General features: G+C 70.2%; 23 protein-coding genes. 8 read left to right on the top strand and 15 right to left on the bottom strand.

Translation table 11 applies throughout. The features are described 5' to 3' along the window. Positions 1–21: 21 nt before the first annotated feature. The 4 genes from ABD327_RS33185 to ABD327_RS33170 all read right to left on the bottom strand — a co-directional run bounded on the left by ABD327_RS33185 (position 22) and on the right by ABD327_RS33170 (position 3,916). Positions 22–1,323: a L,D-transpeptidase gene (locus ABD327_RS33185; protein WP_344456735.1), complete on the bottom strand. Its 1,302-nt coding sequence runs from the start codon at positions 1,321–1,323 to the stop codon at positions 22–24. Continuing rightward, on the bottom strand, positions 1,320–2,558 hold the full coding sequence (locus ABD327_RS33180) for a L,D-transpeptidase (RefSeq protein WP_344456732.1): 1,239 nt from the start codon (positions 2,556–2,558) through the stop codon (positions 1,320–1,322). Before ABD327_RS33180 ends, ABD327_RS33185 begins: the two co-directional genes overlap by 4 nt. Before the next feature lie 200 nt (positions 2,559–2,758). Beyond that, entirely contained in the window at positions 2,759–3,418 is a 660-nt protein-coding gene (locus tag ABD327_RS33175; RefSeq protein ID WP_344456729.1) for a VC0807 family protein, read from the bottom strand. 216 nt (positions 3,419–3,634) lie between these two features. Further along, positions 3,635–3,916 carry a GlsB/YeaQ/YmgE family stress response membrane protein gene (locus tag ABD327_RS33170; protein WP_344456727.1) on the bottom strand — a complete coding sequence of 94 codons (282 nt, stop codon included), beginning with the start codon at positions 3,914–3,916 and terminating at the stop codon, positions 3,635–3,637. A 196-nt stretch (positions 3,917–4,112) separates the two neighbouring features. Between ABD327_RS33170 and ABD327_RS33165 the strand changes: the two genes are divergently transcribed. After that, positions 4,113–4,619 (top strand): DM13 domain-containing protein, encoded by a 507-nt coding sequence (locus ABD327_RS33165; protein ID WP_344456725.1) that lies wholly within the window; start codon positions 4,113–4,115, stop codon positions 4,617–4,619. Between the two features lie 75 nt (positions 4,620–4,694). Here ABD327_RS33165 and ABD327_RS33160 read toward each other — a convergent pair whose 3' ends face one another. Next, positions 4,695–6,527 carry an AMP-dependent synthetase/ligase gene (locus tag ABD327_RS33160; protein WP_344456723.1) on the bottom strand — a complete coding sequence of 611 codons (1,833 nt, stop codon included), beginning with the start codon at positions 6,525–6,527 and terminating at the stop codon, positions 4,695–4,697. A 164-nt stretch (positions 6,528–6,691) separates the two neighbouring features. On the opposite strand from ABD327_RS33160, the gene ABD327_RS33155 reads away from it, so the two are divergent. Both ABD327_RS33155 and ABD327_RS33150 read left to right on the top strand, forming a co-directional pair. After that, a complete protein-coding gene (locus ABD327_RS33155) occupies positions 6,692–8,230 on the top strand; it encodes a peptide MFS transporter (RefSeq protein ID WP_344456721.1) in 1,539 nt (512 codons plus the stop codon). 119 nt (positions 8,231–8,349) lie between these two features. Next, positions 8,350–9,258 carry a metal-dependent hydrolase gene (locus ABD327_RS33150; protein ID WP_344456719.1) on the top strand — a complete coding sequence of 303 codons (909 nt, stop codon included), beginning with the start codon at positions 8,350–8,352 and terminating at the stop codon, positions 9,256–9,258. Between the two features lie 53 nt (positions 9,259–9,311). On the opposite strand, the gene ABD327_RS33145 is transcribed toward ABD327_RS33150, so the two are convergent. Then, positions 9,312–9,740 carry a CBS domain-containing protein gene (locus tag ABD327_RS33145; protein WP_344456717.1) on the bottom strand — a complete coding sequence of 143 codons (429 nt, stop codon included), beginning with the start codon at positions 9,738–9,740 and terminating at the stop codon, positions 9,312–9,314. Between the two features lie 94 nt (positions 9,741–9,834). Next, complete coding sequence (locus ABD327_RS33140; protein ID WP_344456715.1) at positions 9,835–10,722, bottom strand: DUF1444 domain-containing protein; 888 nt, start codon at positions 10,720–10,722, stop codon at positions 9,835–9,837. A gap of 141 nt (positions 10,723–10,863) precedes the next feature. Here ABD327_RS33140 and ABD327_RS33135 point away from each other — a divergent pair, with 141 nt between their 5' ends. Further along, positions 10,864–11,832, top strand: a complete 969-nt coding sequence (locus ABD327_RS33135; protein ID WP_344456713.1) for a sulfotransferase family protein — start codon at positions 10,864–10,866, stop codon at positions 11,830–11,832. On the opposite strand, the gene ABD327_RS33130 is transcribed toward ABD327_RS33135, so the two are convergent. The 8 genes from ABD327_RS33130 to ABD327_RS33095 all read right to left on the bottom strand — a co-directional run bounded on the left by ABD327_RS33130 (position 11,805) and on the right by ABD327_RS33095 (position 19,164). Beyond that, the gene (locus ABD327_RS33130; protein WP_344456711.1) at positions 11,805–11,930 is read right to left on the bottom strand and encodes a hypothetical protein; all 126 of its coding nucleotides are present in this window, start codon (positions 11,928–11,930) and stop codon (positions 11,805–11,807) included. The genes ABD327_RS33135 and ABD327_RS33130 overlap by 28 nt on opposite strands. Before the next feature lie 195 nt (positions 11,931–12,125). Beyond that, complete coding sequence (locus ABD327_RS33125; protein WP_344456709.1) at positions 12,126–12,566, bottom strand: hypothetical protein; 441 nt, start codon at positions 12,564–12,566, stop codon at positions 12,126–12,128. A 46-nt stretch (positions 12,567–12,612) separates the two neighbouring features. Next, the gene (locus tag ABD327_RS33120) at positions 12,613–14,511 is read right to left on the bottom strand and encodes an ABC transporter ATP-binding protein (protein WP_344456707.1); all 1,899 of its coding nucleotides are present in this window, start codon (positions 14,509–14,511) and stop codon (positions 12,613–12,615) included. A gap of 75 nt (positions 14,512–14,586) precedes the next feature. Further along, positions 14,587–15,357, bottom strand: coding sequence for an enoyl-CoA hydratase/isomerase family protein (locus ABD327_RS33115; protein WP_344456705.1), 771 nt, complete (start codon positions 15,355–15,357; stop codon positions 14,587–14,589). Positions 15,358–15,543: 186 nt separating this feature from the next. After that, positions 15,544–15,759 carry a helix-turn-helix domain-containing protein gene (locus tag ABD327_RS33110; RefSeq protein WP_344456703.1) on the bottom strand — a complete coding sequence of 72 codons (216 nt, stop codon included), beginning with the start codon at positions 15,757–15,759 and terminating at the stop codon, positions 15,544–15,546. Positions 15,760–15,874: 115 nt separating this feature from the next. Continuing rightward, positions 15,875–17,473 (bottom strand): ABC-F family ATP-binding cassette domain-containing protein, encoded by a 1,599-nt coding sequence (locus ABD327_RS33105; protein ID WP_344456701.1) that lies wholly within the window; start codon positions 17,471–17,473, stop codon positions 15,875–15,877. 123 nt (positions 17,474–17,596) lie between these two features. Continuing rightward, entirely contained in the window at positions 17,597–18,733 is a 1,137-nt protein-coding gene (locus ABD327_RS33100) for an EAL domain-containing protein (RefSeq protein WP_344456699.1), read from the bottom strand. 80 nt (positions 18,734–18,813) lie between these two features. Further along, the gene (locus tag ABD327_RS33095; protein ID WP_344456696.1) at positions 18,814–19,164 is read right to left on the bottom strand and encodes an ABC transporter permease; all 351 of its coding nucleotides are present in this window, start codon (positions 19,162–19,164) and stop codon (positions 18,814–18,816) included. A 259-nt stretch (positions 19,165–19,423) separates the two neighbouring features. On the opposite strand from ABD327_RS33095, the gene ABD327_RS33090 reads away from it, so the two are divergent. The 4 genes from ABD327_RS33090 (at position 19,424) to ABD327_RS33075 (ending at position 22,455) form a co-directional block, all read left to right on the top strand. After that, on the top strand, positions 19,424–20,068 hold the full coding sequence (locus ABD327_RS33090; protein WP_344456694.1) for an AIM24 family protein: 645 nt from the start codon (positions 19,424–19,426) through the stop codon (positions 20,066–20,068). Next, a complete protein-coding gene (locus ABD327_RS33085) occupies positions 20,068–20,718 on the top strand; it encodes an AIM24 family protein (protein ID WP_344456692.1) in 651 nt (216 codons plus the stop codon). The genes ABD327_RS33090 and ABD327_RS33085 overlap by 1 nt, the downstream gene beginning before the upstream one ends. Position 20,719: 1 nt before the next feature. Further along, the gene (locus ABD327_RS33080) at positions 20,720–21,730 is read left to right on the top strand and encodes an AIM24 family protein (protein ID WP_344456690.1); all 1,011 of its coding nucleotides are present in this window, start codon (positions 20,720–20,722) and stop codon (positions 21,728–21,730) included. A 104-nt stretch (positions 21,731–21,834) separates the two neighbouring features. After that, positions 21,835–22,455, top strand: a complete 621-nt coding sequence (locus ABD327_RS33075) for a DoxX family protein (protein WP_344456688.1) — start codon at positions 21,835–21,837, stop codon at positions 22,453–22,455. The last annotated feature ends 18 nt before the right edge of the window (positions 22,456–22,473 follow it).

Below are 22,473 nucleotides of genomic sequence, written 5' to 3'. Positions count from 1 at the left end.
TCGGTTGGGGAACCGGCGCTCTCAGGGGGCCGTCTCCGTCGCCGCCGGAGTCGAGGGAGAGGCCGCGGGAGGCGTCGTCGCGGGCGTTTCGGAGGCCTCCTCCGCCGGTCCGGTGTTCACCTCCCGGTCCAGGGCGCCGCCCTGGACCCACTGCTTCCACGGCATCTCGTAGTACGACCAGCCGTTGTTCCACTCGATCCGGCGCTTGGTCCCGGTGATGTCGACGACATCGCCGCGCTGGAAGTTGTTGTAGAACCACTGGGCGAACTCCGGCGGCGCGTTCACGCAGCCGTGGCTGAGGTTCTGGCGGCCCATCGCCCACACCCGCGAGGCCATGGAGTGCACGTACTCGCCGGAGTTGGAGATGCGGACGGCGAAGGGGATCTTCTCCTCGTAACCGCCGTTGGCCTTGTCCTTGGGATCCACGCCCATCCACTCCGACGTCATGGTCTCGACGCGGTGCCGGGACATGGTCAGGTGGGAGCCGCTCGTGGTCAGGAAGGTGTCGACGCCGTTCCTGACCGGGCCGTTGCCGCTGCCCGCGCTGATCGGGACGTGTTTGACCCTCTTGCCGTTGCGGACGACGGTGATGTACTTCTTCTTGGTGTCGACGGTGCTGATCTGCGAGTTGCCGATCTTGAACTGGTGGGTCCTGTCCGCCGCGCCGTAGACGCCCTTGGCGCCGCGCACTCCGGCGAGGTGCGCGGTCAGCTTGATCTTCTGGCGGGCGTCCCAGTACTTCTTGTTCTTGGTCCGGAAGATGACCTGGTTGTCGGCGGTCCAGTACCAGGCGCCGACCGCGGGCTTCTCCGAGCGCACCACCAGGGCCTGCTCGACCGCCTTCTTGTTCGAGATGTCCCGGTCGAAGGTGATCGTGATGGGCATGCCCACGCCGACGGTCTCCCCCGGCGCGGGGATGATGTCGGCGATCTTGAAGGTGTTCGCGGGCTTCAGCGTGGTGAAGCTGCTGGCGACGGTGGCGGTCTGGACGTTGTTGGCGGCGGTCGCCGACACCTGGTAGGTGGCGCCGGGCCTGAGCGCCCAAGTGGACGTCCACGAGGCGCCGTCGGCCGACAGCTCGCCCTCCACGTCCTTCTTGCCGACCTTCACGGTGACGTTCTGCAGCGTGCCGTCGGCGACGGTGATCTTGATCTTGCTGTCCGGCTTGACCTTGCCGGTGCCGTCCGCGGGGGTGATGGTCACCTGGGGGGCGGCCGGTTCGGCCTGTGCCCGCTCGGTGACCTTCGCGGAGTTCTCGGAGCAGGCCGTGAGGAGGAGGAGCGCCGCCGTACCGGCCAGCGCGAAGGGGGTGCGACGCATCATGTAGTGGGGCTCTCAGCGGGGGTCGTGGTGGTGGCGGTGTCGGGGGCTGCGGGGGCGTTCTCCTGGCCGGGAGCGGTGGAGACGGACTTGTCGAAGGCGCTGCCCGTCACCCAGTCCTTCCAGGGCTTCTGCCAGTAGCCGTAGCCGTTGTCGAATTCCAGTTCCCGGTCGGTGCCCGTCACGTCGACGATGTCGCCCCACTTGGACTGGTTGTAGTACCACTGGGCGAACGCCGGCGGAGCGTTCACGCAGCCGTGGCTCACGTTGGCGCGGCCCTGGGAGCCGACGGACCAGGGGGCCGAGTGCACGTACTCGCCGCTGTAGGAGATGCGGACCGCGTAGGGGACGATCTCCTTGTAGTAGCCGGGCTCGCCCTCCTTGATCCCCGGGGAGATCATGGTCTCGGGGTTCTTCTTCTCCATCGTGACGTGGATGCCGCTGGTCGTCGTGTACTTGCGCTCGGTCGCCTTGCCCGCGCTGATGCCGACGTCCTGCTTCTTCTTGCCGTCGATCTTGACGACCATCCGGTGCGTCCTGGTGTTGATCGTGCTGATGTTGGAGGAGCCGACCTTGAACTTGAGGTTGAAGTCCTTCATCCCGTAGACGCCCTTGGCCGCCTTGACACCGGTGAACCGGCCGCTGACCTTGATGTCCTGGTAGGCGTCCCAGTAGTCCTTGGTCCGGAAGATCACCTGCTCGTCGGTGTACCAGTACCAGGCGCCCTCGTTGGGCTTCTCCGACTCGACGGTCAGCGCGCTCTCGACGGCCTTCTTGTCCTTCACCGGCTGGGTGAAGTTCAGGACGATCGGCATGCCGACGCCGACGGTCTGGCCCGACCAGGGGATGTTGTACTCCAGGCCGAAGGTCGAGGAGGGCTTGAGGGTCTTGAAGCTGCTGGTGGTGGTGGCGGTCTGGCCCTCGTTCTGGGCGACCGCCTCGACTGTGTAGGCGGCGTCGGGCTGCAGGTTGCCCGCGGACTTCCAGACCTTCTTGTCCGAGGAGAGCGCGCCGGGCACTTCCTTGCCCTTGAGCTGCACCTTCACTCCGGTGAGCTCGCCGAGGGTCGCCTGCACCGTGACGCCCTGCTCGGGCTTGGCCTTGCCCGTCCCGTCGGCGGGAGTGATCGCGACGACCGGGGGCTGCGCCTTCTCCTCGCCCGGCCCCGTCCCGTTGCCGCCTCCTCCGCTGCACGCGGCGACCAGTGCCCCCACACTGACCAGTCCGATCAGCCGCAACCTCCGAAACCCCCGCAAGTCCTGCCGCACAGCAACAACCTCCGTTAACAGCCCCGTACAGGTCAGTAGCCCATTCCCGGCCAAACACCTGCTACGAGAGACATTAACGGCTAAGACGAGGGATGATGCCATATAGTTCGGAACCCGCAAGACTTCGATAAACAATCGTTGCCCCTCGTCACGAGGGTGTGGCGCGGAGGTCAGGCGGTCGCCACGGGCACCGCGATCTCGCTTCCGACCCGGTCCACGATGCGCCGGAAACCCAGCAGCGTCACCGCGCCGGCGGCCACCCAGGCGAGGCCCACGGCCGAGGTGCGCAGCCACAGGAACGTCTCCAGTGACTCGTGCCACAGCAGCCACAGGCTGAACACCGCGTTGGCGAAGAAGACCAGCGCCCACAGCAGCGAGACCCGCAGGAAGAACCGGCGCACCCGGTCGTGGGCGAGGAAGGCGTCGGGCAGGGGCACCAGGTCGGTCGCGACCTTCTGTGCCATCGGGCGGCCCAGGGGCACCGAGGCCAGGAACACCGTGCCGACCAGCAGGGTGCCGAGCGTGGGCTGGAGGAAGAACAGCTTGGGGTTCCCGGTGCCCAGGGCCAGCACCGCGCGGGCGCTCACTCCCAGGGCCGCCAGCATCAGCGTGCCGGGCACCGGGCCGCGCCGCACCAGCCGCAGGGCGATGCCGCCGAAGACCCACAGCACCGCGACGGCCACCGCGCCGCCCTGCCCGAGCAGCAGCAGCGCCAGGTAGAAGACGGCGACCGGGGCGATCACCCCTTCGACGAACCGGGGCAGGGCGTGCCGCAGCAGCACCCGGAACCGGGGAAGTTCGAAAGTGTGTCCGGTGACGTGCAGCTCCATCCAGGCGCCCCCGAGACCGCAAGAGAAGAAGGAGAAAGGCAGCCACTCACGTTACGTGAAGATCTGTTGTGGGTTGTGCCGATTCGCTGAGGCGAGCAGAACCCGGACTTACCAGAAGCGGAGGGCTCCGTCTCCGGACACCCTCCGCTTCCGTTCACCACTGGACTCGGGGACGGCGGTCCGGTGCAAGCGGAGCGCCGCCGCCCGGCATCGCGGTCAGTAGCCGCTGGTCCCCCCTCGGCCCTTGGGCCAGAGTGCCGCCACTGCGAACACGGCGACGGCCGCGATGACCACCTGGAAGAGGACCTCCCAGAAGTTGAAACCACCCGTGCTCAGCTTCAGCAGACGGGCCAGTGCGGTGCCCGCGAAGGCCGCGACGATGCCCACCAGCACCGTGAGCCAGATCGGCATGTTCTGCTTGCCGGGAACCAGGAGGCGTCCCACCGCCCCGATGATGGCGCCGAAGATCAGGGCGCTGATGATACCCGTGATGGTCATGTCCTGCGCCTCCCTTCCGTGGCGACGTCCATGGCTCGTCCGTACCCTCGGCGCCCCTGGGAACACGAGAAGCCCGAATTACTTAACAAATCCATACTTCGGGTGATGTCACCACCTCGTAAGCAGAACCTCGGAAGAAAGCCGCCCGCGCGGCGGTGGAATGAGGAGGACCGCGATCCAGAGTGAAGGGACCGATATGACGCGCAGGGGATGGGCGGCGGTCGTAGCCGCCGCGGGGGTGCTGGCGCTCGTGGCGGCCCTGGCCGCCTTCCAGCCTTGGAAGCTCTGGGTGGACCAGAGCGTTCAGGAGGCCGACCTCCCCGCCGCCTCCGGACCCGCCGCGCCGGACCGGCGGGAGGGCGGCCCCGAGAAGGTCTTCGAGGGTTCCGCCTGGCGCTCCTACTCCCACGGCGAGACCACCGGGAAGGTGAAGGTCTACCGGCGTCCGGACGGCTCCCACGCGGTGCGGCTGGAGGACCTGAGCACCTCCAACGGGCCGGACGTGAAGGTCGTCCTCTCCCCCAAGCCCTTCGACGGGGTCGGCGACCTGGGCGCGGACCACCTCTCCCTGGGCGCCCTCAAGGGCAACCGGGGCAGCTCCAACTACGAGATCCCGGCCGGGACGGACCTGTCGAGGTACCGGTCGGCGGTCATCTGGTGCGAACGCTTCGACGCGGTGTTCGCCGCGTCCGCGATCTCCTGACCTCCGCGGGAAGGGAAGCGGCCGGCCCCCCGCCCCCGAGGGCGGTGGACCGGCCGGATCCCGAGCCGGGGCGCGTCAGGCGTAGAGCCCGTCGATCACGTCCTGGTACTTGGTGTGGACGACCTTGCGCTTGAGCTTGAGGGTCGGGGTGAGCTCCTCGGTCTCGGCGGTCCACTCCGCGGGCAGCAGCGCGAACTTCTTCACCTGCTGGACCCGGGCGAGCCGCCCGTTGGCGTCGGCGACGGCCTTCTCGATCTCCTCGCGCACCAGGGGATTGGCGGCGAGCGAGGCGAGGTCGGTCTGCTCGATGCCGCGGGTGGCGGCCCACACCGGGGCGACCTCGCCGTCCAGGGTGATGAGGGCGGTGAGGTAGGGCCGCTTGTCGCCGTAGGTCAGGGCCTGGCCGACCAGCGGGTGCTCCTTGAGCAGGTTCTCGATCATCGACGGGGCGACGTTCTCGCCGCCCGCGGTGATGATGATCTCCTTCTTGCGGTCGACGACCTTGAGGAACCCGTCCTCGTCCACCTCGCCGATGTCGCCGGTGTGCACCCAGCCCTCGTCGTCCAGCAGTTCGGCCGTGGCCTCGGGCCGGTTGAGGTAGCCGGGGGTGCAGCTGGTGCCGCGGAAGAGGATCTCGCCGTCCTCGGCGAGGCGCATCTCGATGCCCGGGAAGGGACGGCCGACCGTGCCCAGCTTGAAGGAGCCGTTGACGTTGGCGGTGGCGGCGCCGGTGGTCTCGGTCATGCCGTAGACGTCCAGGATCGCGATGCCCAGGCCGGAGAAGAAGCGGGCGACCTCGATCGGCAGCGGGGCCGCGGCGCTCATCGCGTGCACCACGCGGTCCAGGCCGAGCAGGCCCCGGATCTTGGACAGGACGGCCTCGTCCATCGCGGCGTACCTGGCGGCCAGCTCCTCGGAGGTGGTGCCGCCGAACTCGCGGCTCGCCACGTACTCGCGGCCCACCGCCATGGCCGCCTCGATGCCGGCCTTCTTGGCCTGGTCGCTCTCCTGGGACAGGACGGCCTGGACGCCGGCCATGACCTTCTCCCAGATCCGCGGGACGCCGAAGAACGCGTTCGGGCGGACCTCGCGCAGCAGCGTGGTCAGCTGGGTCGGGTCCGGGCAGAAGTAGACGTGCGCGGCCCGCTCGATCGCCAGGTAGTAGGAGACGACGCGGTCGGCGATGTGCGCGAAGGGCAGGTAGGAGACGCCGATGTTGTGCTCGGGCAGGCCGGAGGTCGCCGAGGAGCACTGGCCCTCGTACAGCGCCATCTGGTGGGTGATGATGACGCCCTTGGGGTTGCCCGTGGTCCCCGAGGTGTAGAGGATCGTCAGCGCGTCGGTCGGCTTGATCGCCTGCGAGCGGCGCTCGACCTCGTCCTTCTGCTCGGCGAGGGTCTTGCGGCCCAGTTCGACGAAGTCCGCCCAGGACACGTAGAGGTCGCCCTCGGGCACGTCGTTGAGGACGATGACCTTGCGCAGGTTGGGCAGCCTGTCGATGACCGGCTGCCAGCGCCCGAGCTGGTCCTTGCCCTCCAGCACCGCGATGACCGCTTCGGAGTTCTCGGCGATGTAGTGCACCTGGTCCGGCGCGAGGGTGGCGTAGACGGTGCTGGGCACGCCGCCGGCGTGCATCGCGCCGAGGTCGGCCAGGACGTGCTCGGAGCGGTTGGAGATCATCAGGGAGACGACCTCGCCCGGCTGCAGCCCCAGTGCGACGAAGCCCGCCGCCAGTTCCAGCGCGCGCTCCCGGACCTCGCTCCAGGTGAGGGTGGGGCCGTTGAGGTCGGTGTAGGCGGGGAGTTCCCCGAAGGTCTCGGCCGTTTCGCGCAGGACGCCGCAGATGGTGCGGCCCTCGATCTTCGCGTCGAACCTGGCCCGTTCCTCCAGGATGGCCGTGGTGCTCATGGGTGCGCGCCTCCATGTAAACGTTCACTTATCCGGGGGGCCCATACGACCACGCCTCCCGCACCGGAGACAAGGTCCGGCGGCGGAAATCCGCCCATCGTAAGTAACTAGTTACTTTGTGACAGGGCCCACACCTTCGCACATTACCCACTACTGGCCAGTATGTGACTCTCTGTAGGATTTCTCCTGGGTACCGGCAGACTGTGAACTCGCCCGCCAGTGCCCCCGAGAAGACCTTCTTCGGACACCCGCGGGCTCTGGTCACACTCTTCATGACCGAGGTGTGGGAGCGGTTCAGCTTCTACGGCATGCGCGCGATCCTGGCGCTGTTCCTGTCCGCCGCGGTCCTCGACGGGGGCCTGGGGCTGAGCACCGGCACGGCCGCCGCGATCGTCGGCGTCTACAACGCCATGGTCTACCTGGCGGCGCTCCCCGGCGGCTGGCTCGCCGACCGGGTGCTGGGCCCGCGGCGCGCCGTCCTCGTCGGCGCGCTGGTCATCATGGCCGGGCACATCTCCATGGCGATCCCGAGCGGGGCCGGATTCGTCTACCTCGGCCTGGCGCTGATCGTCTGCGGCACCGGGCTGCTCAAGCCCAACATCTCCAGCATGGTCGGCCACCTGTACGAGCACAGCGAGGCCGCCCGCAGGGACGCGGGCTTCTCCCTCTTCTACATGGGCATCAACCTCGGCGCCCTCTCCCCCTTCATCGTGGGCGCCCTCGGCCAGAAGGTGAACTACCACCTGGGCTTCGCGATCGCCGCGGTCGGCATGTTCTTCGGCGTCGTCCAGTACGTGGCCGGCGGGAAGGGTCTGCGCGGCATCGGCGAGCGGCCCGCCCACCCGCTCACCACGGCGGAGCGGGCCGGGGCCGTCAAGGTCACGGTGCTCGCCCTCGCGGCGCTGGCGGTGCTCGCCCTCGCGGCCCTCGCCCTCGGAGTCCTCACCCTGGACGCGGTGACGGTGTTCCTCACGGTGCTGGCTATAGCGGTGCCCGCCGGGTACTTCGCCTACATCTTCCTGGGGGACCACGGGCTGACCGACCTCGAGAGGTCCCGGATGCGGGCCTACCTCTGGCTCTTCCTGTCCGCGGCGGTCTTCTGGATGATCTTCGATCAGGCGGCGACGACCCTGACCATCTTCGCCGCGACCTCCACCGACCTGAACGTCCTCGGCTGGTCGATGCCCTCGAGCTGGACCCAGAACATCAATCCGATCTTCATCATCCTGCTCGCCCCGCTCGTCGCCGCGCTGTGGGTGCGGCTGGGCGACCGGGTGGGCACCCCGCTGAAGTTCGCCCTCGCGCTGGTCCTGGCGGGCCTCAGCTTCGTGGCCATGGCCCTGGCCGCCACCGCGGCCGCGGGTGGGGTGAAGGTGTCGATCCTGTGGCTCGTCCTGGTGTACCTGATCCAGACGGTCGGCGAGCTGTGCCTCAGCCCGGTCGGCCTGTCGGTGACGACCCGGCTGGCCCCCGCGGCCCTCGGCTCGCAGATGCTGGGCGTGTGGTTCCTGGCCGTCTCCGTGGGCGACTCCGTCGGGGGGCAGGTGGCCCGGCTCTCCGACGGCGGATCCAGCCCCGCCTACTACCTGTGGTCGGGGGTGTTCGCCGTGCTCGTCGGGCTGGTCCTGCTCCTCTTCGCGCCGCGGCTCCGGCGGCTCATGCGCGAAGGGGCACTTGACAATAAGCGAAATTTGTCAAGCTGAGACAGTGCGCTCCCCGGGTGTTTGTCATCAACCGCAGTGGCACGGGGGTGTTTTCTCCGGCATAGTGCGGAACCTGTCGTGACAGATGATGCACCTGATGACGCGCCGTAGGAGGATCCATGGGGCTGCCCTCATTCGAGGTCGACGAGCGGCATCCGCCGATCAAGCCCAGGCGCGTGAGCTTCGACTGGGAGAACACCCCGCTGCACTGGATTCCCGGCAATCCGGTCGCGACCCACATGATCAACTCGTTCCACCTGGTGCTGCCCGAGGGCGAGCGCTGGTTCATCCAGTGCGTCCAGGACGCCAAGCCGCAGATCACCGACGAGCGGCTGCTGGAGGAGGTCCGGGGCTTCATCGGCCAGGAGATGGTGCACGCCAGGGCGCACAACTCCTTCCTGGCCGACCTGCTGGAGCGGCACGGCGTCGACCACACGCCCATCACCGAGATGGGCCGCCAGGGCAACGAGAACCGGCCGGCGGACCGGGCGAAGCTCAAGCCGAGGGCGCGCCGCCGCATGCTCAGGTTCGAACTGGCCGCCGTCTCGGCGATCGAGCACTACACCGCGGTCCTCGGCCAGTGGATCCTGGACAACGACAGGCTGGACGCCGCCGGGGTCGACCCGACGATGCTGGACCTGCTGCGCTGGCACGGCGCCGAGGAGGTCGAGCACCGCTCGGTGGTCTTCGACGTCTACCAGAAGGTCGGCGGCGGCTACCTCACCCGGGTCGTCGGCTGGCTGGTCTCGCTGTCCTTCCTCTACTGGGCGCTCATCGGCGGCGCCCGGTTCCTGCTGAAGCAGGACCCGACGCTCGACCGCAAGCCGACGATGCGCTGGATGTACCGCGAGTACCGCCGGGCCGCCAAGGCCGGGCTGGTCCCCGGGCTCTTCCGGCTGCTCATCGTCGAGGGCGCGTCCTACCTCAAGCCGGGCCACCACCCGTCGCAGATCGGCAGCACCCCGCAGGCCCTGGCGTACCTGCTGAAGTCGCCCGCCGCCCAGGCCGCCGGCTACGACCCGTACTGACGCCGCTCCAGCCCGGCGCCCTTCCCTCCGCGGGGACGGGCGCCGGGGATCGGTCAGCCGTGGATGTATCCCACGAGCTGCTCGCGTTCGGTCTCGAGCTGGTCGATGGCGCTCTTGACGACGTCGCCGATGCTGACGATCCCGGCCAGCCCTCCGTCGGAGAGCACCGGAAGGTGCCGGATGCGGTGCTCGGTCATGATCTTGCGCAGGCTCTCCGACGAGTCACCCGGCGCGCAGGTCCGGACGGGGCTGGTCATGATCTCCGACACCGGGGAGTCCAGCAGTCCGGCGCCGCACTCGTGCAGGCGGCGCACCACGTCGCGTTCGGAGGCGATGCCGGCGATCGCGGACCCGTCGGGCGAGACCACGACGGCGCCGATGTTGCGGTCGGCCAGGACCGCGAGCAGTTCCCTGACGGTGGTCTCCGGCGGCACCGTCTCCACCCGGTCACCCTTGACGCGAAGAATGTCGGCTATACGCATTTATCACCCTTACCAAATCGTGGACGGGGGTTCTTTGCGGACACGGTCGCACGCCGAAGGACTCTCCGGGAAGGGCCCCTGGCAGGGGTTTTGCCTAATCCCGGACAGTCCGTTCCCCCGCGGCGGCGGGAAGGAGGCCCTCCGGCAGCACCGGTCCGAGGCCGTCCGGGCCCGGCTCCAGCGGGGTGAGCACGCCGTGCCGCCACCAGTACAGCCCCTCGCTCAGCGAGCCGGGCCCCTCCCGGTACCCCCGGTCCGCCTGCTCCTTCAGGGCGGCGGCGGCCCGGGTCAGCGTCTCCTCGTCCTGCCCCGGGCGCAGCGGGAAGGCCAGGAGCCGGCTGCGGCTGGGCAGCGCGACCAGCGCGCCGAGCGGGTCGAGCGGCAGGTACTCCCCCAGCCAGACCAGGTGGGTGGCCGCGTAGAAGGTCCAGCCGTGCAGCACCGTGACGACGGGCTCCTCCGGCCCGGACGCCTCCGGGTGCGACTCCTCCCGCTGAAGCGGCCCGTCGGCGTGCACGTTGGCCCGGCCCAGCGCGAACAGCTCCTCCTCGGAGACCCCCCAGAGGGCCACCTCGGCCCGGGTGAGGGCGCGCACCGTGGTCGGGGTGTCGAGCACGATCACCTCGGCGAGGCCCGGCGCGAACGGGCGGGCGGCCAGCACGCCCTGGTCGGCCTCCGCGGGGTGCATCCGGGCGCGCAACAGATGACGGATCAGCCCGAAATCGCCCAGGTCCAGAGGTTCTTCGACCGCGGTGACGATCGTGGTGACATGGTCGGAGACCACGGCGGGCCAGTCGTCACGCGGCATCAGCCGGGCCAGCTGCCTCAGGTCGCGCAGCCCGACGTGCAGCCGGCCCCGGCCCTCCAGCTCCATCACGTCCCCCGGCAGACGGGTGCAGGAGTATCCGAGGCTCTCGGCCACCAGGACGACCAGCGAGTCCAGCGCCGCCTCGCCGTCGTCGTCCTCCCGGTCCCCGCTCATGGGCCCTCCTCCCACTGACGGCTTCGCAGGCAGCTTGACAGCAAAGGAGCGTGATGGGGAAGACCCGGTCCGGCGGATCTGTTCGGCCTCGTGGCCAGATAGCTGGATCTTCGGCCTTTCAGTGGGACACTGGGGGGAATCATGAGGCAGACGCCGCACATTCTCGTGGTCAACGGGATCAAGGTCCACCGTCCGGTGTTCCTGCTGGGTGCCCCGCACTCCGGCACGGACCTGGTCGCACGGGCGCTCAGGCATTCCGCGGGCGTCCACGTGACCCGGGGGCGGCCGGCCGTGACCAAGCTGGTCTACGCCTTCGCCCGCCGGCCGTCCATCGCGACCGAACGCGGCAGGGGCGCGGCGCGCGTGCTGCGCGACGCCTACGCCGAGTCCTGGCAGCTGTCCGCGCACGGCTGCCGGGACTGCCCCGCCGAGTGCTGGGAGCTGTCCGGGTACACCCCGGGCGACCTGCGCCCCGACGGGCCGTGCACGAATCCCTCCGGGCTTCGGCGCTTCGCCGACGCCGCCCCCGATCTGATCTACAGCACCGACGTGCTGCTCGACGCCTTCCCCGACGCCCAGCTCGTCCAGGTGATCAGGGACGGCCGGGAGGTGGCGGCCGACATGCTCGCCGACGAGCGGTCGATGACCTGGTTCAAACCGGGGATCCTCGACCTCGACGAGGTCTTCCCCCACCCGTTCCTGGGCGTGGACGAGCCGTCCTGGCGGGCCCGCTGGCCCGAGGCCGCCCCCGTGGTCAAGTGCGCGCTGCGCTGGCGCGGCGCGGTGCGGATCAGCGCGAGACTGCGCGCCCAGGTCCCGGAGGAGCAGCTGCTGACCCTGCGCTACGAGGACCTGATCGCCGACCCGCTGGCCGGAGCCGACAGGCTCTCGGACCACCTGGGCGAACGGGTCTCCCGGGACGCGCTGGCCTTCGCGGCCGAGGCGCACCGGGACGGCCCTTGGCGGCCGCTACCCGCCCGGCGGGGCGCCGCGGAGCCCTCCGAAGGCCGGAGGAAGCCGCTCACCGCCAGGCAGGCCGCCCAGGTGGAGAAGGCCGCCGGACGGGAGTTGCGGGCGCTCGGCTACCTGCCGAGCTCCGAGGAGGACTGAACGGCGGGGCGCAGGTCGTCGGCTATCCAGCCGATGGCGACGCCCGCGGCGCCCAGCCCTACCAGGATCGTGGTGTAGCGGAAGAGGAACTGACGCATCGCGCCTCACTCGGGACGAAGGACGAAGGATGATGGAGTCGGTCCGGGCCGATGGTCGCGGGCCGCGGTGACCGAAGGGTTGACGTGGCCGCACCGTCCAGCAAAACCCCGCCCAAGGCGCGGGGCGACGGTCACTGCGTGATCGTCATCGTCACGGGACCCGGCCGTGACCGAATGCGGCGGGAACCCGGCGGCTCACTGCGCCCTCCAGACGGCGCTGCCGCCCTCCTGCTCGGGAAGGCACCGGTAGGAGCGGTAGCCGTCGGTGCCGAGCGCCCCCGGCGCGGGACAGGCCCTGCCGGGCTTGACCGTGCCGTCCGGCTGGGATCCGACGTCCAGGACCCAGCGCGCGGCGGTGTCGCCGGAACGCTTGACGCACCGGGCCATCCGCCCGGCCATCGTCCGGCCGAGCTCTCCCTCGACCGAGCACTCGGCGTCCACCCGCACGTCCTGGCGCACCGGAGGGTTCACGGTCACCGTCTTGGCCGCCACGGTGACCGTCTGCGTGGGATTCGCCGGTTTCACGGAGCCCGTGAAGTTGGGACGCGGCGTCTGCGCGTTGGGGATCGTGGTCCCCTCACCGCAGCCCGCCAGCACGACGAGCAGGCACAACCCCGCCCCCGTCGACTTGATCATCGCTCCCCCGAACGATCGCCGTAAGTGATCAACTTACAGCACTATGTCACTTCGCGGCCAAGGGGTCCAGCGTCTCCTGACGGGCGAACTGGGTGCGGTAGAGCTCGGTGTACAGGCCGCCGCGGGCGAGCAGTTCGCCGTGTCGGCCCCGGTCGGCTATCCGGCCGTCCTCGATCACCAGGATCTGGTCGGCCTCCCGGATCGTGGAGAGCCGGTGGGCGATCACCAGCGAGGTGCGCCCGGCCAGCGCGGTGCTCAGCGCCCGCTGCACCGCGGCCTCGGACTCGGAGTCCAGGTGCGCGGTGGCCTCGTCCAGCACCACCACGGCCGGGGCCTTGAGCAGCAGCCTGGCCAGCGCCATGCGCTGCTTCTCCCCGCCGGACAACCGGTAGCCGCGGTCGCCGACCACGGTGTCCAGGCCGTCGGGCATCGCCTCGACCAGGCCGCGGACCTGGGCGCCCGCCAGCGCCTCCCAGAGCTCCTCCTCGGTGGCTCCGGGCCGGGCGTAGAGGAGGTTCTTGCGGATGCTGTCGTGGAACAGGTGGGCGTCCTGGGTGACGACGCCGACCGTCTCGTTCAGCGAGGCCAGCGTCAGGTCCCGGACGTCCTGGCCGCCGATCCGCACCGCGCCCTCGTTCACGTCGTACAGGCGCGAGACCAGGTGGGTCATCGTGCTCTTGCCCGCTCCCGAGGGACCCACCAGCGCCACCAGCTGCCCCGGCTCCACGGTGAAGCTGACGTCGTGCAGCACCTCCTTGGCGGGGGCCGAATCGGCGCGGGCGATGGACTCCAGCGAGGCCAGCGAGACGTCCTCGGCCGCCGGGTAGCTGAAGACCACGTGGTCGAAGGCCACGCCGGGGGCGCCCTCGGTCTTCAGCGGGCGGGCGCCGGGCCGGTCGGCGACCATGGGCTTGAGATCGAGCACCTCGAAGACCCGGTCGAAGCTCACCAGCGCGGTCATCACGTCCACCTGGACGTTGGACAGCGCGGTGAGCGGCCCGTACATGCGGCTCAGCAGCGCCGTCAGCGCCACCAGGGTGCCGATCTGCAGGGAGCCGCCGACCGTCATGACCCCGCCGATCCCGTAGACCATCGCGGTGGCCAGCGAGGCCACCAGGGTCAGCGCGGTGAAGAAGACCCGCCCGTACATGGCCGCGATGATGCCGATGTCGCGGACCCGGCCGGCCCGCCGGGAGAAGCGCTCGGACTCCTCGTCGGGACGGCCGTAGAGCTTGGCCAGCATCGCGCCCGAGACGTTGAAGCGCTCGGTCATCAGCGAGCCCATCTCGGCGTCCAGCACCATCTGCTCGCGGCTGATCTTCTGCAGCCTGCGGCCCACCAGCTTGGCCGGGATGATGAACACCGGCAGCAGCAGCAGCGCGACGACGGTGACCAGCCACGACAGGTAGAGCATCGCGACCAGCACCAGCACCAGGCTGATCACGTTGGAGACGACCGAGGACAGCGTGGTGGTCAGCGCCCGCTGCGCCCCGATCACGTCGCTGTTGAGGCGGGAGACCAGGGACCCGGTCTGGGCGCGCATGAAGAACGCCACCGGCATACGTTGCACGTGGTCGAAGACCTGGCTGCGCAGGTCGTAGATCAGGCCCTCGCCGATCTTCGCCGAGTACCAGCGCTGGAACAGCGAGAGGACCGCGTCCACCACGGCCAGCCCGGCCAGCCCGAGCGCCAGCCCGATCACCAGGGACCGGTTCCCCGGGACCACCCCCTGGTCGATGATCGCCCGGATCAGCAGGGGGCCCGCCACCACGCTCACCGCCGCCAGGGAGTTGAGCAGCAGGAAGAGCACGAGGTCGCGCTTGTAGGGGCGGGCGTACCCCATGATCCGCCGTACAGTGCCGGGTTTCAGCTTCTCGTGCTTCACCGACGGGTCCCTGCGGAAGGACGCCATCACCGAGAAACCGTTACCACCGGGCATGCTCATACGGCTCGACTCCTTTGTCGCTCGGGACCACCCCGCTGAGGGAAAGCGGATGGCCCAGCCGAATATTCCTTACTCTCAGCCGTTCCGCAGCAGGCGTCCCACCTGGGCCCGGCGCTCGGCCAGGCACTGCTCTCCGAGAGTGTGGCCCGGAGCCTTCTGCAGCAGCTCCTTGGTAGCGCGGGCGGCGCCCACCTCGACCCGGAGCAGCGCGTTGACCAGCTCCTCGACGGCGCCGTCCAGTTCGTCGGCCTTGACGACCCGCTCCACCAGGCGCAGCTCGCGCGCCTCGTCGGCGTCGATCACCCGGGCGGTCAGGCACAGCTCCAGCGCCCGGGGGAGCCCGACGATGTCCACGAGCGGCTTGGTGCCGGTCAGGTCGGGCACCAGCCCGAGGGCCGGCTCCTTCATGCAGAACTGCACGTCGTCGGCGGCGATGCGGATGTCGCAGGACAGCGCCAGCTGGAAGGCCGCGCCGATGGCGTGGCCGTGCACCGCCGCGATGGTGGTGAATCGGGGGTCGCGCAGCCAGAGGAAGCCCTCCTGGTACACGCCGATCTGGTCGACGAGCTCCTCGGGACCGATGCCGTCGGCCAGGACGGACGGTTCTCCCGGCATGCCCTCCGGCGTGAAGAGCCGCAGGTCGATCCCGGCGGAGAAGGACGGTCCCGAACCCTTGAGCACCACGATGCGGACGGTCTCGGGCAGTTCGTCGCCCAGGTCGGCCAGGCCCTTCCACATCGTCGGCGACTGCGCGTTGCGCCGCTCGGGACGGTTCAGGGTGATGGTCGCCACCGTCTCCTCGTGATCGAGTTCGAGCAACAGGCCGGCCTTCGCCAGATCCGCCATATCGTGCCTCCTCCGGGCCGCCGGCCCCCCTCCGGGGCCGGTCGCGCGGACACGGGACGGACCTTCGGCCCGCCGCCGCGACCGCACCGAATATTACTCGGTAGTAGCCGGGGCGACGGGCCCGGACGTCGTGCCCGCCGTGCTCGTCTCTCACCGAGGGGACCGGGACCCCCCTCGGTCACTCGGTCACGGCGCCTTCTTGCCTCGGGTGGCCCCACCGCGTCCGCGCAGGTTCACGCCCGACTCGGTGAGGATGCGGTGGATGAAGCCGTAGGAGCGGCCGGTGGCGGCAGCCAGGGCGCGGATGCTCTCGCCGGAGTCGTACCTCTTCTTGAGATCCGCCGCCAGCTTGTCGCGCTCGGCACCGGTCACGCGGGTGCCCTTCTTCAGGGTCTCTGCCACGAGTACCTCCCGTAGTGATGTGGTGACCGCTGCGTTATCTCCTGCCATGATCAGACATCTTCGCCGTCTCGGCTACCCACTACGCCAGAAAAGATCTGCTTCCTTGCTCAGAAGGTCAAGCCAGAGCCACCAGATCAGCAAATTCGTCGCTCCAGATGTCTTCCACACCATCAGGGAGCAAAATCACGCGTTCCGGTTGGAGTGCCTGCACCGCGCCTTCGTCGTGGGTGACCAGGACTATGGCACCGGAGAAGGTGTTGATGGCCCCCAGGATCTCCTCGCGGCTGGCCGGATCCAGGTTGTTGGTGGGCTCGTCGAGCAGCAGCACGTTGGCCCGCGAGACCACCAGGGTGGCCAGCGCCAGGCGGGTCTTCTCACCGCCGGAGAGCACGCCCGCGGGCTTGTCCACGTCGTCGCCGACGAACAGGAAGGAGCCCAGGACCTTGCGGGCCTCGACCTCCGGCAGGTCCGGCGCGGCGGACTTCATGTTCTCCAGCACGGTGCGGTCGTGGTCGAGCGTCTCGTGCTCCTGCGCGTAATAACCCAGACGAAGGCCGTGACCGGCGATAACCCCACCCGTGTCGGGCTTTTCGACGCCTCCCAGCAGCCGGAGCAGGGTCGTCTTCCCCGCTCCGTTCAGTCCAAGCACGACGACCCGGCTGCCCCGGTCGATCGCAAGGTCGACATCTGTGAAGATCTCCAAGGATCCGTACGATTTCGACAAACCCTCCGCGAGTAGGGGGGTTTTGCCACAAGGCGCCGGTTCCGGGAAGCGTAGTTTGGCCACCCGGTCGGCCCGGCGCTCCCCCTCGACGCCCGACATCAGCCGGTCGGCCCGCTTGAGCATCTGCTGGGCGGCCTTGGCCTTGGTGGCCTTGGCCCGCATCTTGTCGGCCTGCGCCGTCAGCTGGCCCGCCTGCCGCTGGGCGTTGGCGAACTCCCGCTTGCGGCGCTTCTCGTCGGCCTCGCGCGTGTCCAGGTACTTCTTCCAGCCGACGTTGTACATGTCGATGACGCTGCGGTTGGCGTCCAGGTGGAAGACCCGGTTGACCACGGCCTCCAGCAGGCCCACGTCGTGGCTGATGATGACCAGGCCGCCCTGGTGGTTCCTCAGGAAGTCCCGCAGCCAGACGATCGAGTCGGCGTCCAGGTGGTTGGTCGGCTCGTCCAGCAGCAGCGTGTCGGCGTTGGAGAACAGGATCCGGGCCAGCTCCACGCGGCGGCGCTGGCCGCCGGACAGGGTGTGCAGCGGCTGGCCCAGTACCCGGTCGGGCAGGCCCAGGCTGGAGGAGATCGCGGCGGCCTCGGACTCGACCGCGTAGCCGCCCAGGATGTGCAGCCGGTCCTCGGCCCTGCCGTAGCGCCGCACCGCCTTGTCGCGGGCCGCGCCCGTCTGGGTGGACATGGCGACCTCGGCCGCGCGCAGCTGGGCGAAGACCTCGTCCAGGCCGCGGGCCGCCAGGATCCGGTCGCGGGCCAGCACCTCCAGGTCGCCGCTGCGCGGGTCCTGGGGCAGGTAGCCCAGGGTGCCCGAGCGGGTCACCGACCCGGACGCCGGCAGGGTCTCGCCCGCCAGCACCCTGGTGAGGGTGGTCTTGCCCGCGCCGTTGCGGCCGACCAGGCCCACCCGGTCGCCCGGGTTGACGCGGAATGTTGCCTTCTCGATGAGGAGCCGGGAGCCGGCGCGCAGTTCGATGTCGTTGGCGATGATCACTTTGGTGGGTTCTCCCCCGGGGAAACGGAAGCGCTCCGCTCGACGCCCTTGGCGGAGGCACGGGAGCACCGGCCAGTGTACGGGGCCCCGCTTCCCACTCGCGAACACGTTTTCGGGGCCGGCTCAGCGGGACATGCCGCGGATCAGGTCGGCGACCCGCACGATGCCCAGGCAGCGCCCGATCTCGTCCGTCACCACGAGGTCGTCGTAGACGCGCTCCTCCTCCTTCCCCGCGGCGCGCAGGGCGGCGATCGCCGGGACGCTCCTGGGCACCAGCCGGGGCTCGTCGGCGAGCCTGGACGCGGGTTTGCGGGCGTGCAGGGCGTGCCCGTACGCGCCGGAGAAGGCCAGCAGGAACCGCGCCCGGTCCACGGTGTAGCGAGGGCGCTGCCGGGCGTCGACCAGCACGATGCTCGACGGGCTCCGCTCTGTGGACAGGACCTCCAGCACCTGGGAGGCGGTGGCGTCGTCCCGCATGGTCACGGCCGGCAGGAGGTACTCCGACACCCGCGGGCCGAGGTCGGCGGCCGGATCGTGCCGCGGCCGCTCCCCCACGGGGACGAGTGCCTTGACGGGCTGTCCGGGCCGCCAGTCCGGCGGGGTCAGCAGCGGCCCCTGGGCCAGCCGCACCCCCAGGGAGTGCAGCCGCGCGAGCTGCTCCTCGCTCTCCACGCCGGGGGCCAGCACATGGGTGCCGAGCCGGTGGGCGAAGGTGACGAGCGCCTCGACCAGAGCGGTCCGGCGGCTGCCGGAGGCCGCGTGGCGGGCCAGATCGGGATCCAGCCGCACCAGGTAGGGGCTGCCCTCCACCAGGACGTCCAGCGGCGCGTGGGTGGTGCCCAGCCCGCCGAAGCCCACCAGGTAGCCCGCGTGGCGCAGGTCGGCGACCCCCGAGCCCACCGCCCCCCGCAGGGCCGGGGCGAACCCGCCGGTGACGCAGACGATCACCTCCTGCGGCCGGCGGCCCGTCTCCTGCAGCCCCTGGTGGAGCCGGGTCAGCACACCCCTGCCGAGGGCGACCGTCTCGGCGCGCACGGCGATCTGGAGGGGCAGCCGGGTGGAGTGGCCGGACAGCGCCCTGGCCCCCTCCAGCGCCCTGCGGACGTCCTCGGAGGCGGGATCGACGGGTCCGGGGGCGCCGGGTGAGGGACCCACCCGGGTCTCGACGGCGACGACGTCGCCCGAGCCGAGGTCGACCACGGGCTGGAAGAGCGCGTTCTCGGCGACTCCTACCGGAGGCCGGGTGTCAAGAACTGCCACGGGAGCCATGATGCCGTCCGGAAACGGCTAAACCCGGACCGTAAAAGGACGTTCACGAAGAATTCGTTGAGCTTCACGCGCTACATGTCGCTGGTGAGGAAGATCGACACGAGGTAGGTGACGGCCGCCAGGCCGGCCAGCCAGGGCAGCGGGCCCAGCGGCTGCTCGCGCAGCGCCTGGACGACGATGGCCGCCACCAGGCCGGCCATCAGCACGTCGCCGGTCATCGCGGCGGAGCGCAGGTGGCTGCGCCCGTTGCGGCCCCGCCCGAACGCCTCGCTGATCACCAGCGCCGACTCGTCCCTGCGGTAGGCCAGCTGCAGCCCGTAGGCCACCAGCACCAGGCCGGCGACCACGCCGACGGCCACCGCCTCCCGCGTGTACAGCAGCGCCGCCACCCCGACGCCCGTGAGCATCGCGAATCCCGGCACCAGCCACCCTTGACGTCCACGTCGTTCCGGAGCAAGCCACATGCCACCCATCCTCCCGCAGATCGGAGCCCGATGCGGATCTTTCCAGCGCGCCGAAAATCGTGGCGCGGGCGCGACCGAAGGATTCACCGGTGTTTTCGGACGATTCATGCGCTCCCGCCGGCCGGGCCGCCGGGCCCTCCCCTCATCCTCGAGAGTGAGGGGATGTCGGTCCGCAGACCGGTGCGACCACCGCGATCCAGTGGCTAGGGTGCTGCACGTGGCGCAGTTTCGAATGAACGGCTCTCGCATGCTGGCCGTCGACCTCATGGGCGAGACGATCCGCGCCCTCAACGGGTCGATGGTCGCCTACGAGGGCCAGATGCAGTTCAAACGCCAGGGCATGACCGGCGGCGAGGGGCTCATGGGCGCGGTGCGCCGGCGGGTCGCCGGCGAGTCGGTCACCCTGATGGAGATCAGCGGCCAGGGCACCGTCTACCTGGCCCACGAGGCGACCGAGGTCAACCTGGTGCCGCTGCAGGGCGACACCCTGCTGGTGGAGTCCGAGAGCCTGCTGGCCCTCGACGGCCAGCTGCGCACCGGCGTGCAGTTCACCGGGCTGCGCGGCATGAGCACCGGGCAGGGCCTGGCCACCACCAAGGTCGAGGGGCACGGCACGGTCGCGATCCTCTCGGACGGCCCGGCGATCGCCCTGGAGGTGGTGCAGGGGCAGCCGCTGAGCGTCGACCCGCAGGCCTACGTGGCCCACCGCGGGCAGCTCCAGCAGGACTTCGTCACCGACGTCAACTGGCGGACGGTGCTGGGGCAGGGCTCGGGCGAGAGCTTCCAGCTCAGGTTCACCGGCCACGGCCTGGTCTACATCCAGCCGGCCGAACGAGGAGAAGGACTGGGGGCGGAGGTCTGATGCCCGGGTACAGCCCCATCAACACCAAGATGCTCCAGGTCCCCATCGGGCCCGGCCAGGAGGTCTACAGCAAGCGCGGCGCGATGCTCGCCTACGCCGGGGGCGTGCGGTTCGCCCCGACGGCCACCGCGGGCTCCGGGATCGCCGGAACGCTCGGGCGGGCCATGGCCGGCGAGAGCTCGCCCCTGATGCACGTCACCGGGCAGGGCAGCGTCATGCTCGGCCATCACGGGCTGCACGTCGAGGTCGTCGACCTCCAGGGCGACACCCTGTACGTCGAGGCCGACCGGCTGCTGGTCTACGACGCCTCGCTGCAGAGCGGCACCATGTTCCTCGGCGAGCAGGGCGGGCTGTCCGGCGTGATCCGCGGCCAGATGACCGGCCAGGGCCTGTTCACCACCACGCTCACCGGGCACGGCTCGTGCGCGCTGCTCTCGCACGGCGGGGTCGTCCAGCTGCCCGTCCAGCCGAACCGGCCGGTCTACGTCGACCCGCAGGCCTACGTCGCCCACCGCGGGCAGATCCAGAACAAGCTGCACACCGCGCTGGGGCTGCGCGACCTCCTCGGACGCGGCTCGGGCGAGGGGTTCCAGCTCGAGCTGACCGGCCAGGGAGTCGTGTACGTCCAGGCCAGCGAGAGGAAGTTCTGAGATGGGTTACCCGCCGCAGCCTCCGTACGGCCAGCCCGAATACCCCCAGCAGGGCGGCTACCCGCCCCAGCAGGGCGCCTATCCCCAGCCCGGCTACCCGCAGCCCGGCTACCCGCCCCAGCAGGGGTATCCGCAGCAGCCCGGCTACCCGCCCCAGCAGGGCGGCTACCCTCCGCCTCCGGCGCCCCCGGGCTACGGAGCCCCTTCCGCGCCGCCGCCGATCGCCACGTTCAACGCCTCGACGCTGCCCGACGACGACAACGTCAACCCCTATGCCTTCTCGGTGAACCTCAACGGGCAGTGGTTCATCCAGAAGGGCAAGATGATCGCCTACTACGGGCAGATCAAATTCGAGGCGCTGTCCGCCGGGCCGCTGGACGCGCTGGTGTCCGGGCACTTCCACTCCCCGCTGTACGCCCACGACTGGGTGGTGGCGCAGGGGCAGGGCAAGCTGCTGCTGGGCGACCGGGGCTTCGACCTGAACTCCTTCGACCTGGAGGACGGCAACCTCACCATCCGGGCGGGCAACCTCCTGGCGTTCGAGCCCCGCCTGACGCTCAAGCAGTCGATCATCCCGGGGTTCCTCACCCTGCTGGGCACCGGCAAGTTCATCGCCTCCTCCAACGGGCCGGTGCACTTCGTGGAGCCGCCGATCCGGGTCGACCCGCAGTCGCTGCTCGGCTGGGCCGACCTGCCCTCCCCCTGCCACCACTACGACCACTCCTACATGCGGGGGGTGCTGGGCATGGCCCGCGGCCTGTTCGGCGTCGGCGGCACCTCGGGCGAGGAGCACCAGTTCGAGTTCACCGGCCAGGGGACCGTGCTGATGCAGTCCTCCGAGCAGGTCAGGGAGTCGTCCGCCACGCTCAGGGAGCTGGAGGGCCAGGTGGGCATGCTCGGCACGAGCGGCCTGCAGCGGCTGAACCAGGTGATCAGCCAGCGGCTCGCCTCCGAGCAGCAGCAGGGCCGGTCCTCCGGTGGATCGGGCTTCATGGGCGGTTTGCTTGATTAGTCCAACTTCACGATGAAATCGGCGTAAGAGGGGTACCTTCCCGAGCATCGGCCCGCGTGTCGGTGACGACACACCTCCGTGACTCGGGAAGGACACCCCCCGCCATGCGCACCCGCCCGGCCTACGACGTCATAGCCCTGTTCGCCCGGTGCGCGGTGGGGATCGTCTTCCTCGTGCACGGCTGGCAGAAGGTGGAGGCCGGCATCAACTCCACCGCCGCGGCGTTCGACCTGACGGGAGTGCCCCTGGCCAAGGCGGCGGCCGTCTACTCCACCTTCGCCGAACTGCTGGGCGGCGTCGCGCTCATCGCCGGCCTCGGCCTCCCCGTCACCGGCGTCCTGCTCTTCCTCGACATGGCCGGCGCCTTCGTCTTCGTCCACCTCGACCGGGGGCTGACCGGCCCCGAGGGCTCCGAACTGGTGCTCGTCCTGGCCGCCGCCTCCCTGCTCTTCGCCGCGGGCGCGGGCGGACGCCTCACCGTCGACAACGCGCTCTCCGTCCAGCGCCACCGCACCGCCGAACTGGCCGAGGACTTCCCCCTCGCGCCCGAGACCGACGACGTCCCCGGCATCGCGCACCGCCCGTCCCCCGACACGGAACCGGCCGGCGAGCCCCTCCCCGAGCCGTCTCCGACCGTCCCCGACGGCGTCGTCGCGGAACCCGTCCCCGTCCCCGTCCCCGGCGACGTCCCGGTCGCCCGAGCCCGCGGGAAGAGGACGAAGTAGAAGGCGCCCCCCGGCCGC

Source organism: Actinocorallia aurantiaca (assembly GCF_039533685.1).
Lineage (GTDB): Bacteria > Actinomycetota > Actinomycetes > Streptosporangiales > Streptosporangiaceae > Actinocorallia > Actinocorallia aurantiaca.
The sequence above is the reverse complement of the archived record's forward strand: the minus strand, read 5'-3'. Positions and strand labels throughout refer to the sequence as shown.

Bases quoted from the DNA above. Each gene is read 5' to 3' on its own strand.
- ABD327_RS33185 (WP_344456735.1), bottom strand. From the start codon at position 1,323: ATGATGCGTCGCACCCCCTTCGCGCTGGCCGGTACGGCGGCGCTCCTC.
- ABD327_RS33175 (WP_344456729.1), bottom strand. From the start codon at position 3,418: ATGGAGCTGCACGTCACCGGACACACTTTCGAACTTCCCCGGTTCCGG.
- ABD327_RS33170 (WP_344456727.1), bottom strand. From the start codon at position 3,916: ATGACCATCACGGGTATCATCAGCGCCCTGATCTTCGGCGCCATCATC.
- ABD327_RS33165 (WP_344456725.1), top strand. From the start codon at position 4,113: ATGACGCGCAGGGGATGGGCGGCGGTCGTAGCCGCCGCGGGGGTGCTG.
- ABD327_RS33160 (WP_344456723.1), bottom strand. From the start codon at position 6,527: ATGAGCACCACGGCCATCCTGGAGGAACGGGCCAGGTTCGACGCGAAG.
- ABD327_RS33150 (WP_344456719.1), top strand. From the start codon at position 8,350: ATGGGGCTGCCCTCATTCGAGGTCGACGAGCGGCATCCGCCGATCAAG.
- ABD327_RS33145 (WP_344456717.1), bottom strand. From the start codon at position 9,740: ATGCGTATAGCCGACATTCTTCGCGTCAAGGGTGACCGGGTGGAGACG.
- ABD327_RS33140 (WP_344456715.1), bottom strand. From the start codon at position 10,722: ATGAGCGGGGACCGGGAGGACGACGACGGCGAGGCGGCGCTGGACTCG.
- ABD327_RS33135 (WP_344456713.1), top strand. From the start codon at position 10,864: ATGAGGCAGACGCCGCACATTCTCGTGGTCAACGGGATCAAGGTCCAC.
- ABD327_RS33130 (WP_344456711.1), bottom strand. From the start codon at position 11,930: ATGCGTCAGTTCCTCTTCCGCTACACCACGATCCTGGTAGGGCTGGGC.
- ABD327_RS33125 (WP_344456709.1), bottom strand. From the start codon at position 12,566: ATGATCAAGTCGACGGGGGCGGGGTTGTGCCTGCTCGTCGTGCTGGCG.
- ABD327_RS33120 (WP_344456707.1), bottom strand. From the start codon at position 14,511: ATGAGCATGCCCGGTGGTAACGGTTTCTCGGTGATGGCGTCCTTCCGC.
- ABD327_RS33115 (WP_344456705.1), bottom strand. From the start codon at position 15,357: ATGGCGGATCTGGCGAAGGCCGGCCTGTTGCTCGAACTCGATCACGAG.
- ABD327_RS33085 (WP_344456692.1), top strand. From the start codon at position 20,068: ATGCCCGGGTACAGCCCCATCAACACCAAGATGCTCCAGGTCCCCATC.
- ABD327_RS33080 (WP_344456690.1), top strand. From the start codon at position 20,720: ATGGGTTACCCGCCGCAGCCTCCGTACGGCCAGCCCGAATACCCCCAG.
- ABD327_RS33075 (WP_344456688.1), top strand. From the start codon at position 21,835: ATGCGCACCCGCCCGGCCTACGACGTCATAGCCCTGTTCGCCCGGTGC.